The sequence below is a fragment of the Pseudomonas sp. DTU_2021_1001937_2_SI_NGA_ILE_001 genome (assembly GCF_032463525.1).
GTDB lineage: Bacteria > Pseudomonadota > Gammaproteobacteria > Pseudomonadales > Pseudomonadaceae > Aquipseudomonas.
Genome location: NZ_CP135971.1, coordinates 967,761 through 981,147 on the forward strand (window position 1 = coordinate 967,761; position 13,387 = coordinate 981,147).

The following is a 13,387-nucleotide window of genomic DNA, read 5'->3' on the forward strand; positions in this document are numbered from 1 at the left end:
GTCGCCCTGCTCGGCAATCAGGTAGTGATACAGGATGCCTTCCTGCAGCGGCGCCAGCGGGTAGATGTCCTGCACGTTGGCGGCGCCACCCGGTACCGCCTGGGTGATCCGGTCGATACTGGCCTGGTCCAGTTCGATCAGCGGCAGCAGATCCGGGGTGATCTGCGTGCAGCCGGCAGGAATCAGGTTGGCCGGCACCGTGACCTGCAGCTGTTCGCCGACGGCAGCGGCCAGCGCGGCCAGGGTCGGTTGGCTGAACAGCACCCGCACATCGGCGTTCAGGCCTTTCTGGCGCATGCGTTCGATGAGCTTCACCGCCAGCAGCGAGTGGCCGCCCAGCTCGAAGAAGTGATCGTGACGGCCGACCTGCTCGACACCCAGCAAGTCTTGCCAGATCTGCGCCAGTTGCTCTTCGGTCTCGCCTTGCGGCGCTTCATAGCTGCGCCGCGCCAGCGCCTCGGCGTCTGGGGCCGGCAGCGCCTTGCGGTCCAGCTTGCCGTTGGCGGTCAGCGGCCAATGCTGCATCACCACGTAGGCGGCGGGCAGCAGGTGTTCGGCCAGGCGGGTTTGCAGTTCGCCACGCAGGCTGGCCGCGTCCAGGTCACCCTCGCCCATCACGTAGGCCACCAGGCGCTTGTCGCCGGGCACATCCTCGCGGGCGATCACTACGGCTTCGCTCACCCCAGTGCAGGCTTGCAGCTGCGCTTCGATCTCGCCCAGTTCGATTCGGAAGCCACGGATCTTCACCTGGTCGTCGTTGCGACCCAGGTACTGCAGCTCGCCGTCCAGCGACCAGCGCGCCAGGTCACCGGTACGGTACAGGCGGCCCAGGGTCGGATGCTGAATGAAGCGCTCGGCGTTCAGCTCAGGACGGTTCAGGTAACCGCGCGCCACACCGGCACCACCGACGTACAGCTCGCCGATCACCCCTTCCGGCAGCGGCTCACGATTGGCATCCAGCACGTAGATGCTCAGGTCGGCCAGGGCCTGACCGATCGGGCTGACGCCTGGTTGCTGGGCATCGGCCGGAGTCAGGGCGCGATAGGTCACGTGCACAGTGGTCTCGGTGATGCCGTACATGTTCACCAGTTGCGTACCGGCGTTACGTACCTGTGCGTACCAGGGCTTAAGCAGTGCGGTATCCAGCGCCTCGCCACCGAAGATCACCTGGCGCAGCGAGTGCGACTGTTCATTGCTGGCTTGTGCAGCGATCAGCGAGCGGAAGGCGCTTGGCGTCTGGTTCAGCACTGTGACGCCCCGCTCGCAGAGCAGTGCGTAGAAGTCCTGTGGCGAGCGGCTGACGGCGTACGGCACGATGACCAGCTCGCCACCGTGGGCCAGGGCGCCCCAGATTTCCCATACGGAGAAGTCGAAGGCTACGGAGTGGAACAAGGTCCACACGTCGCTGGTGTCGAAGTTGAACTGCGCCTGGGTGGCGCTGAACAGCCGGCTGACGTTGCCATGCTCGACCTGCACGCCTTTCGGCAGGCCGGTGGAGCCGGAGGTGTAGATCACGTAGGCCAGATGCTGCGGATGGGGCGCGGCGACGCGCGGATTGTCCGTGGGCTGCTCGCCCAGCGACGCCAGGTCGATCAACGGCGCCGACGTCTGCAACAGGCCCGCAGTGCGGCCCTGCACCAGCACCGCTTTCGGCGCGCAGTCCTGCAACTGGTAGGCCAGGCGTTCAGCCGGGTAATCCGGGTCCAGCGGCACGTAGCCGGCACCGGCCTTGAGCACGCCCAGCAGGCCGACGATCAGCTGCGGCCCCCGTTCCAGGCACAGCGCCACGCGGTCGTCGGCGCCGATGCCCTGGGCCAGCAAGTAATGCGCAACCTGGTTGGCGCGGGCGTTGAGTTCGCCATACGTCAGGGCCTGCGCCTCGTAGCGCAGCGCAATGGCCTGCGGTCGGGCCAGCGCCTGGGCTTCGAACTGGCGGTGTACCGCCGGGGTATTGGCGCAGGGCTGGGTGTCGCCGCCCAGAGCCAGCAGGCGCTGACGTTCGGCGGGAGCCAGCAGGCTCAGTTGCTCAACCATCTGCTCAGGCCGGTTTGCCAGGGCATCGACCAGCACCTCAAGCACGTTCTGCAAGTAGTCGCAGACCCGCTGCGCACCGATCGTCTCGGTGGCCAGGGCAGTGATTTCAAAGCCTTCGCCCAGATCATCGACGTTCAGGGTCAATGGGTAGTTGGTGCGTTCATGGCCGCTGAGGGCCTGCATGCCGGCCCAGGCCTGTTCGGCGTGCTGGCCGCTGGCTGCGGCGCTGTGGCGGTAGTTGAGCAAGGCGCTGAACAGCGGCGCCTGGCCCTGGATCGCGCTGCAGCGCTGAGCCAATGCCAGTGGTGCATGCTCATGGGCCAGCAATTGCGTCAGGCACCGATGCGCATCCTGCACCGCCGCACTGACACTGCGGGCGCTGAGGTTCAGGCGCAACGGCAAGGTGTTGATGAACATGCCCAGCGCACGGTCACTGCCCTGCCCGGCGTTGAGGCGGCCGAGCAGTACCGTGCCGAACACCACCTGTTGGGTGCCGGACACACGGCCCAGCAGCACCGCCCAGCCCAGGTGCAGCAGGCTGGCGGCACTGACCCCGAGCTTGCGCGCCTGTTCGCGCAGGCCCGCACTCAAGCTGGCAGGCAATGAGCGTTTGGCTTCTTCGATACCCAGGCCGTCGCCCCGCACGTCGTGCTCGCCGAATGGCAGGGTCGGCTCGCTCACGTCCGCCAGTTGCTCACGGAAAAACGCTTCGTGGGCTTCGGCACTCACGCCCAGACGTGCCTGGGCCACGTAGTTGCGATACGGTGCTGCGGCGCCCAGGCTGTCGCCCTGGCCCAGCAGCAGGGCCTGCATCTCTTCCTGCACCACCGCCAGGGCGGTGTGATCCAGCACCAGGTGATGGAACAGCAGCGTCAGTACCCAACGCCCGGTATCGGCCTCCTCGGCGCAGGCCAGGTGCAGCAATGGCGCGCGGGTCAGGTCCATGCGGTAGTGGCCGGCGTCGAAACGCTGCGCCAGTTGTTCGGCCGCGCTACCGCCGGTGGCGGTCAGGCTGACCCACTCCGGCTCCAGCGGTGCCTGGCGGCACACCACCTGTACCGGTTCGGCCAGGGCCTGCCAGTGCACACTGGTGCGCAGAATGTCATGGCGTGCCACGACCTGCTGCAAGGCCTGAATGAAGGAGTCAAGGCGCGCACGGTTGTCGAAGGCGTACTGCGACTGCAGCACATAGGGGTCACCCTGCTCGGCACTGAGGTGGTGGTAAAGAATGCCCTCCTGCAGCGGTGCCAGGGGGTAGATGTCCTGGACATTCGCCGCGCCGCCGGGAATTGCCGCGACGATGCGGTCGATCTCGGCCTGTTGCAGGTCCACCAGCGGCAGCAGTTCCGGGGTGATCTGCGTGCAACCTGGCGGAATCAGGTTTTCAGGCACGCTAATGTCAGTGCTTGCTCCGACGGCGGCCGCCAAGGCTGCCAGCGTCGGCTGGCTGAACAGCACACGCACATCGGCACTCAGGCCTTGCTCGCGCATGCGCTCGACCAGGCTTACCGCCAGCAGCGAATGGCCGCCCAGTTCAAAGAAGTTATCGTGCCGGCCAACCCGCTCCACGCCCAGCAGGTTTTGCCAGATGGCCGCCAGGGTGCGTTCGGTGTCGGTCTGCGGCGCTTCATAAGTACGGCTGATCACCGCATCGGCGCCAGGCACTGGCAGCGCTTTACGGTCGAGCTTGCCGTTGGCGGTCAGCGGCAGGCTGTCCAGTTGCACATAGGCGCTCGGCACCATGTAGTCAGGCAGCTCGGCTTGCAGATGGTCGCGTAAGGCTTCGATAGCCAGCGTCTGCGTGGCCGTGAAGTAGGCCACCAGACGCTTGTCGCCAGGGCTGTCCTCGCGCAGCAGTACGGCACTGGCTTCGATGCCGCCAAACAGCGCCAGACGCGCTTCGATTTCACCGATTTCGATACGGAAACCACGCAGCTTGACCTGACTGTCGTTACGCCCCAGGTACTCCAGGTTGCCGTCCGCCAGCCAGCGCACCAGGTCGCCGGTGCGGTACAGGCGGCCCAGTTCGGCGTGCTGGATGAAACGTTCGGCAGTCAGCTCCGGCTGGTTCAGGTAGCCGATGGCCAGGCCGTCGCCACCGATGTACAGCTCACCTGCCACGCCCAATGGTGCCAGCTGCTGCTGGACATCCAGGACGTACAGCTGGGTATTGGCCAGCGGCCGACCAATCGGCACGCTGCCCTGCCCGGCTTCACGGATCTCGTTGGTGCTGGAGAAGGTGGTGGCTTCGGTCGGACCGTAGCCGTTAAGCAGGTGCTGCGGCGCACCGTTTTTAAGTACGCCGGCGATCACCGCCGGGTCCAGCACATCGCCGCCAACGATCAGGTAACGCAGGCGGCTGAACGCGCCGTACAGGCTGGCCGCGTATTGATGGAACAGGCCAGCAGTGAGCCACAACACAGTGACCGCCTGTTCAGTGAGCAGCGCGGCAAACCGGCTGCGATCCAGCAGCACATTCTGCTCGACCACCACCACGGCGCCGCCATTGAGCAGCGGTGCCCAGACTTCCAGGGTGCTGGCATCGAACGCCGGGTTGGCAGCGAAGGCCACGCGGTCCTGGGCGTTGAACTCGGCGTAGCCGTTGTTCAGCACCAGGCGGGCAACGGCGCGATGCGGCACCACCACGCCTTTGGGCTGGCCGGTGGAGCCGGAGGTGTACATCACGTAGGCCGCTGCATCCGCAGCCTGTTCAAGGTCGGGGTTGTGCGCCGGCTGACTATCGAGATCCAGCGCATCGATCGCCAGCCACTGACGGGCCTGCGGCAGTGGCTCGTCGGCATAGCCCAGTACGCAAACCGCGTCGCAGTCTTCCAGCATGAACAGCTGGCGCTCGACCGGTGCATGCACATCCAGCGGCACATAGGCTGCGGCGCACTTGAGCACCGCCAGCTGCGCGACCAGCAGGTCAGTCGAGCGTGGCAGCAGCAGTGCCACCTTCGAACCGGGTGTCACACCTTGAGCGATCAGCTCATGGGCCAGCTGATTGGCCAGGGCATTGAGTTGCGCGTAGCTCAGCCGCGCGGCCCCGTCGATTACGGCCAGGGCACTCGGGTTGGCCAGGGCCAGGGTTTCGAACAGACGCTGCAAGGTCTGCTCGCGCGGATAGTCGCTGGCTGCCGGGTTGAAACCCAGCAGATGCCTGCGTTCGGCCTGGGGCAGTGTCGCCAGGTCTTGCAACGGCGTGCCGGGGGCGCGTTCCAGCGCCTCCACCAGATTCTGCACCGCGCAGTCCAGCGCCTCGCAGACCCGCTGTGCACCGATGCTTTCCAACGCCAGGGCAGTGAAGGCAAAGCCTTCGCCCAGGTCATCCACCGAGAGGGTCAGCGGGTAGTTGCTGCGCTCCTGGTTACTGAGCAGCTCGACGCCCTCCCAGGCCGCCTGCAGCTGTGCCGGATCTGCTGCCAGGGCCGTGGCGCTGTGGCGGTAATTGAACAGGGTATTGAACAGCGGCGCCGGTGCCGCCACGCCGCTGCAACGCTGGGCAACGGCCAGTGGCGCGTGTTCGTGGGCAAGCAGCTGGCTGAGGCGCTGGTGCGTGGCCTTGACGGCCTGGCGCAGCGGGCGCTGGTCGATGTCCAGGCGCAGCGGCAAGGTGTTGATGAACATGCCCAGCGCACGGTCGGCGCCGGCGCCGCCCTGCAGGCGGCCCATCAGCACGGTGCCGAACACCACGGCGTCCTGGCCGCTGGCGGTGCGGGCCACCAGGCCCCAGGCCAGGTGCAGCAGGCTCGCGGCACTCACGCCCAGCTGGCGTGCCTGTTGGCGTATGCGCAGCGCCAGGTCGCTGTCCAACACCAGGCTGGCTTCCTCGACCTGGCCACTGGCGGCGGCACTGTACGCCAGGCTTGGCTGGTCGATGTCGCCCAGCATCTGAGTGAAGAACGCTTCATGGGCCTCTTGGCCCAGGCCGGCGCGGGCCTGCGCCACGTAATTGCGATAGGCCGTGGGTGCCGGCAAGGCCGCGCCCTGCCCCTGCAAAAACGCCTGCATTTCTTCACGCACGATTTCCAGCGCGGTGTGGTCCAGCGCCAGGTGGTGGAACCGCAGCAGCAAGGCCCAGCGGTCCTGCTCGGCGTCATGCGCGAAGGCCAGGCGCATCAGTGGCGCCTGGGCCAGGTCCAGGCGTTGCCGGGCGCTGTCGAATTGCGCACGCAATTGCTCGCTGGCCGGTCCATGGCCGGCGACTGCGCTGAAGCTTTCCAGTACCAGTTGCGCCTGGCGCCAGACCACCTGCACTGGTGCCTGCAGGCCCTGCCAGTGCACGCTGGTGCGCAGGATGTCGTGGCGGTCGATGACCTGCTGCAAGGCCTGGGCGAACGTATCGATGCGCGCGCGGCTGTCGACCTGGAACAGCGCCTGCAACACATAGGTGTCGCCCTGCTCGGCGCTCAGGTGATGGAACAGGATGCCCTCCTGCAGCGGCGCCAGCGGGTAGATGTCCTGGACATTGGCTGCACCGCCCGGAATTTCGGCCACGATACGGTCGATCTCGGCCTGTTGCAGGTTCACCAGCGGCAGCAGCTCCGGGGTGATGCGCGTGCAACCGGCGGGAATCAGGTTGTCCGGCACCTGCACGTCGTGGCTGCCGCCCACCGCAGCGGCCAGCGCCGCCAGGGTCGGCTGGCTGAACAGCACACGCACATCGGCGCTCAGGCCCTGTTCGCGCATACGCTCGACCAGGCTCACCGCCAGCAGCGAGTGGCCGCCCAGCTCGAAGAAGTTATCGTGACGACCGACCTGCTCGACACCCAGCAGGGTCTGCCAGAGGCTGGCCAGCTTATGCTCGGTGTCAGTCTGTGGCGCTTCATAGCCCCGGCTGATCAGCGCATCGGCATCCGGCACCGGCAGGGCCTTGCGATCCAGCTTGCCGTTCGGTGTCAGCGGCAGCGCCTGCAGATACACATAGGCCGCCGGAACCATGTACTCCGGCAACTGGCCTTGCAGATGTTCACGCAGGCTCTGGATATCCAGCTGTTCGGCAGCGGTGTAGTACGCCACCAGGCGCAGATCGCCCGGCACGTCTTCACGGGCCATGACCACGGCATCCTGAACACCGTCGAAAGCGGCCAGGCGCGCTTCGATCTCGCCCAGCTCGATACGGAAGCCGCGGATCTTCACCTGGTCGTCGTTACGGCCCAGGTATTCCAGGTTGCCGTCTGGCAACCAGCGCGCCAGGTCGCCGGTGCGGTATAGGCGACCGAATTCGGCATCTTCGATGAAACGCTCGGCGGTCAGGTCGTCGCGGTTCAGGTAACCCCGCGCCACACCGGCACCGCCGATGTACAGCTCACCCGGCACGCCCAGCGGCACCGGCTGGCGGTGTTCGTCGAGCAGGTAGAACTGGGTATTGCCCACCGGTTTGCCGATATGCGGCACGAAGCCATTGGCGCGGTCCATGGCCACCCAGCTGGAATAGGTGGTGGTTTCCGACGGGCCATAGAGGTTGCACAGCCGCTGCACCGAAGTCTCGGCGAAGAGTTTTTCCACCAGCGCGCCTTTCAGCGCTTCACCGGCGACGTTGACGGTATGCACGCCTTCGTTCAGGCCGCCGGATTCCAGCAGCGCCTTCAGCGCCGACGGTACGGTGTTGATCAGGCTGACATTGGCCTCGCGTGCCGCCAGGGCATTCTCGACCACATGCACGCAACCACCGCTGGTCAACGGCGCAAAGCACTCGTAGACCGCCAGGTCGAAGTTCAGCGAGGTGGAGAACAACGTGTTCTTCAGCACCTCGGCTTCAAACGCCTGCTGCGCCCAGGTGAGGAAGTTCACCGCGTTGCGGTGTTCGATCATCACTCCCTTGGGCAAGCCGGTGGAGCCGGAGGTGTAGATCAGATAAGCGAGGTTCGACGAGGTCAGGCCCGGCACCACCGGGTTGCCCGGCACCTCACGGGCCCAGTCAAAGGCATCGAGGTTTACGACCGATCGGTCGCCGAGCAGCTCAAGGGTGGTGTCCTGACCAATAACTGCCGCCGGCTCGCTGTCCTGCAGCATGTAGGCGATACGTTCCGCCGGGTAATTCGGGTCCAGCGGCACATAGGCGCCACCGGCCTTGAGCACGGCGAGCATGGCCACCAGCATCGGTGCGCCGCGTTGCAGGCAGATGCCCACCCTTGCATCCGGCACCACGCCCTGGGCAATCAGGTGCTGGGCCAGGGCATTGGCGCGGGTGTTGAGTTCGGCATAGCTGAGCACCGTGTCACCATGCGCCACTGCTGGCGCTTCTGGCGTCCTCGCTGCCTGCACTTCGAACAGGCCCTGCAGGGTCTGCTGCGCCGGGTAGCTCATCGCCGTGGCATTGAACTGCTCCAGCAGCTGTTGACGCTCAGCCGGCGGCACGATGGCCAGCGTATGCAGCGGCGCTTGCGGGCGCTGCTCCAGGGCCTGGGCCAGGCTGTACAAGGCGGTTTCCAGGTAATTCACCACCTGCTGGGCATCGATGCCCGACTGGGCCAGGATGCCCAGCAGCACGCCTTCACCCAGGTCGTCGACGTTCAGGGTCAAGGGGTAATGGGTGCGCTCCTCACCGGCTACGCCTTCGATCCCGGCCCAGGCCTGCTGGGCTTCGCTGCTGGCCTGAGCCGTCGCGCTGTGGCGGTAGTTGAGCAGCGCGCTGAACAGCGGCAGGCTGGCCGGTACACCGCTGCAACGCTGCGCCAGGGCCAGCGAGGCGTGCTCGTGGGCGAGCAACTCGGTCAGCAGCTTGTGCGTTGCCCGGGCCCGTTCGGCGACCCCGCCGCTGCCGGCATCCAGGCACAGCGGCAAGGTGTTGATGAACAGCCCGATGGCACGGTCGGCGCCTTCGCCTGCCTGCAGGCGGCCCATCAGCACGGTACCGAACACCACTTCGTCGCGCCCGGCCAGCCGCCCCAGTACCAGGCCCCAGGCCAGGTGCAACAGGCTGGCCAGGCTCACGCCCAGCTGGCGGGACTGGTTGCGCAGTTGCCGGGCCAGTGCTGCTGGCAGCAACTGCCGCGCGTGTTGCACCGGGTCGGCCTCGCTGGCTGCGCTGATCAGCCCGAACGGCAGCGTCGGCTCACTGATGTGCCCCAGCATGCGGGTAAAGAACGCTTCATGTTCGGCGTCGCCGGCACTGCGGCGCGCCTGGGCCACGTAGTTGCGATACGGCACCGAAGGCGCCAACTGCGCCTGCTGGCCGAGCAGCCAGGCCTGCATTTCGTGCTGCACGGTCTCCAGCGCCGCATGGTCCAGCACCATGTGATGGAACAGCAGAATGCCCACCCAGCGTTGCTGCAGCGGGTCGTGCGCGACCTTCAGCTGCAGCAGCGGCGCGGTGTGCAGGTCGAGGCGCAGGGTCTGCGGGTTCAGCCGCGCCTGCAACTGTGCCGCCACATCGCCCGCCGCCGGGTCTGTTTCAACCTGTTCGACCTGCAGCACTGCGTGGCGCAGCACCACCTGCACCGGGTGCTCCAGGCCTTCCCAGAACACCGCGCTGCGCAGGATGTCATGGCGCTCGATGACCGCCTGCAAGGCCTGAGCGAAGCGCGTCAGGCTGGCTTCGTCGGCCAGGCTGAACAGCGACTGCAACACATAGGGGTCGCCCTGGCTGGCGGCCAGGTGGTGGTACAGCAAACCTTCCTGCAACGGCGCCAGGGCGTAGATGTCCTGCACATTGGCCACGCCACCGGGCACCTGCGCCAACAACCGGTCCAGGCTGGCCTGGCTCAGTTGCGCCAGCGGCAGCATGTCCGGGGTGATGTGCGTGCAGCCGGCGGCAATGGCATTGGCCGGCACACTCAGGGCCTGCGCCTCGTCCAGCGGCGTGCCCACCGCCGCGGCCAGCGCCGCCAGAGTCGGCTGGCTGAACAGCACCCGCACATCGGCGCGCAGGCCGGCCTGGCGCATGCGCTCCACCAGCGTTACGGCGAGCAGCGAGTGGCCGCCCAGTTCGAAGAAATGATCGAAGCGGCCCACCGCCTCGATGCCCAGCAGTTCCTGCCAGAGCCCGGCCAGGGTCTGCTCGACCGGACCTTGTGGCGCCACATAGGCGCGGCTGGCAAAGGCCTCGGCTGCCGGGGCTGGCAAGGCCCGGCGGTCGAGCTTGCCGTTGGCGTTCAGCGGGAAGGCGTCGAGCAACACGAAGGCGGCCGGCACCATGTAGTCGGCCAGGCGGCCCAGCAGTGCCTCGCGCAGCCCTTGCGGCGTCGGCGTGGCGCCCGGGTGGGCGATGACATAGGCCACCAGGCGCTTCTGCTCGCCGGGGGCATCGCCCTGGCGCGCGACCACCACGGCATCGGCCACGCCGTCGCACTTGAGCAACTGGCTGACGATCTCACCCAGTTCAATGCGGAAACCGCGCAGCTTGATCTGCTCGTCGTTGCGCCCGTGGTATTCCAGGACTCCGTCGGCACGCCAGCAGCCCAGGTCACCGGTGCGGTACAGGCGCGCACCGGGTTCACTGCTGAACGGGTCGGCGACAAATGCCTGCTCGGTCAGATCGGGGCGGTTCAGGTAGCCCAGGGCAACGCCGTCACCGCCGATGTACAGCTCGCCGACCACTCCCACTGGCGCCAGGCGCTGGTGACGGTCCAGCACGTAGACCTGGCCGTTGCCCACCGGGCGGCCGATGGGAATGGTGCCTGGACCGGCCTTGTCGATTTTCCAGGTGGTGGAAAAGGTCGTGGCTTCGGTGGGGCCATAGCCGTTGAGCAGGTGTTCAGGGGCGCCATTGGCCAGCACGCCGGCGATCACCGCCGGATCCAGCACGTCGCCGCCGACGATCAGGTAGCGCAGCTTGGCGAACACCGGGTACAGCCCGGCGGCGTATTGATGAAACAGCCCGGCGGTCAGCCACAGCACGCTCACCGCCTGCTCCTGCAACAAGGCGGCGAAGCGCTCGCGGGCCAGCAACACCGGCTGTGGCACCAGTACCAGGCACGCGCCGTTGAGCAGCGCCGCCCAGGTTTCCAGGGTGCTGGCATCGAACGCCGGGTTGGAGGCGAAGGCCACCCGGTCGCTGCGGTGGAACTGCGCATAGCCGTTGTTGAGCACCAGGCGGGTGATGCCGCGGTGCGCCACCACCACCCCCTTGGGCGTGCCGGTGGAGCCGGAGGTGTACATCACGTAGGCGCTGCTGGCGCCATCGCCCTGCGGCGCCAGGTTGCTGTCGTCGCCCTCTTCCAGCACGGCGGCTTCCAGCACCAGGCAGCGCAGCCCCACGTAGACGGGCGCGGTGCCGACGCTGAGCAGCAGGCGCGCCTGGCAGTCAGCGAGCATCGCCTGTACACGTTCGGTGGGTGCATTGACATCCAGCGGCACGTAGGCCGCACCGCACTTGAGGATCGCCAGCTGGGCCACCAGCAGTTCGAAACTGCGCGCCAGCGCCAGCGCCACCCGCTCGCCCGGCTGTACCCCTTCGGCCAGCAGGCGCCGCGCCAGGCGGTTGGCCCGGCTGTTGAGCGCCTGATAACTCAGCACCACACCGTCGAGTACGGCAGCCGGCGCTTCGGGCTGGCGCCGTGCCCAGCCTTCGAACAGCGCCTGCACGCTGCTGTCGCGTGGGTAGGCCCGGGCGGTGTCGTTGAAGCGCTGCAGCAGCTGCTGGCGTTCCTGCTCGCCAAGGATGTCCAGTGTGCCCAGCTGCGCCTCGGGCTGCTGTTGCAGCGCGCCAGCCAGTTGCTCCAGGGCATTGAGCAGGTACTGGCCGATGCGCTGGCTGCCGATGCGCGCCAGGGCCAGCACGCTGACGATCATCGCGCTGCCCAGGTCATCCACCGACACGGTGATCGGGTAGTTGCTGCGCTCCTCACCGCCGAGCACCTGCAGGCCCTGCCAGGCTTCACGGGCCTGGGCGCTGGCACTTTGTGCGGCGCTGCCGTGGCGATAGTTGAGCAATGAGCCGAACAACGGCGTGGGCGCGGCCACCCCGCTGCAACGCTGGGCCAGGGCCAGCGAGGCCTGTTCATGGCCGAGCAGCGCGGTCAGGCGGCGGTGCGTGGTCTTGACACTGCCGGCCACGCCTTCGCCGTCCAGGCGGATACGCAGCGGCAAGGTATTGATGAACACCCCCAGCGCCTGCGCGGCGCCCTCGCCGCCTTGCAGGCGGCCCATCAGCACCGTACCGAATACCACGTCGTCGCGGCCGGTCAGGCGCCCGAGTACCTGAGCCCAGGCCAGATGCACCAGGCTGGCGCTGCTCACCCCATGGTCGCGGGCCAGCCCGCGCAGGCGCTGCACCAGGGATGCCGGCAACGGCAGTACGGCTTCTTCGATCGGCTCGTCGCTGCCCTGGGCGTCGGCCAGCCCGAACGGCAAGGTCGGTTCATCGACATCGCCGAGCATTTCGTGGAAAAACGCTTCGTGACCCTGGCGTGCGCCGCGTTGTGTCATGTGCGCGACCTGGGCCACGTAATTGCGATAAGGCACCGCCGGCGGCAGGCTGGCCTCGGCGCCCAGCAGAAACGCCTGGGCCTCGGCCTGAACGCGTTCCAGCGCCGCGTGGTCCAGCACCATGTGATGGAACGCCAGCAGCGCCACCCAGCGCCCGGCAGCCGGGTCATGGGCATAGGCCAGGCGCATCAGCGGTGCCTGTTGCAGGTTCATGCGGAAATGGCGGGTATCGAAACGTTCGCGCAGTTGCGCCTCGATCGGGCCATCCGCCGCATCCAGGGTCACGGCCTCGACGGCCAGCTCCGCGCGTTGCCACACCACTTGCATCGGTGCATCCAGGCCTTCCCAGACCAGCGCGGTGCGCAGAATGTCATGCCGGTCGGTCACCGCCTGCAAGGCGCGGGCGAACTGTTGCAGGCGCTCCAGGCTGTCGGCGGCCAGCAGCGTGTGCAGGATATAGGGGTCGCCCTGGGCAGCCGCCAGGTGGTGATAGAGCATGCCTTCCTGCAACGGCGCCAGCGGGTAGATGTCTTGCAGGTTGGCCGCACCGCCGGGCACCTGGGCCACGATCAGATCGATCTGCTCCTGGGTCAGCGCTGCCAGCGGCAGCATGTCCGGGGTGATGCGGAAGGCCGGGCTCAGCCAGTCGCCACCGTGCTCTTCGACCAACTCCAGCAAGCGCGGCTTGTGCAGGCGCAGGCCGGCCACCAGGGCATCGTCGAACCCCTGGTCATCGCCAAGGATCACCAGGTCGCCGTCCTCGTGCTGAAGGCGGATCGGGTGGCCGGAAATGGCTGCCATCAAGTCATTGAAGAGCATCGAAGTACCTGCGCTGTAAAAGTCCCTGGAAAATCGGCGGCATGCCCGATCAGTGGCGAAAAACTAAGGGAAGTGCCAGGGGGCTGTCTGTCACCATAAGCAGGGACAAAAAAGCCACGCCGGGGGTGGCGTGGCTTTTTTTCGAACGCTGCAACAGGACGGA

General features: G+C 67.1%; 1 protein-coding gene (running past one end of the window). It reads right to left on the minus strand.

What is annotated here, in order from left to right; genetic code table 11:
- A protein-coding gene (locus RRX38_RS04160; RefSeq protein WP_315961655.1) for a non-ribosomal peptide synthase/polyketide synthase crosses the window boundary here: on the minus strand, positions 1–13,224 show its beginning. Its footprint begins 17,541 nt before the window's first position; only the first 13,224 of its 30,765 coding nucleotides appear in the window; its start codon is at positions 13,222–13,224; its stop codon lies beyond the left edge, outside the window.
- Positions 13,225–13,387 lie beyond the last annotated feature (163 nt).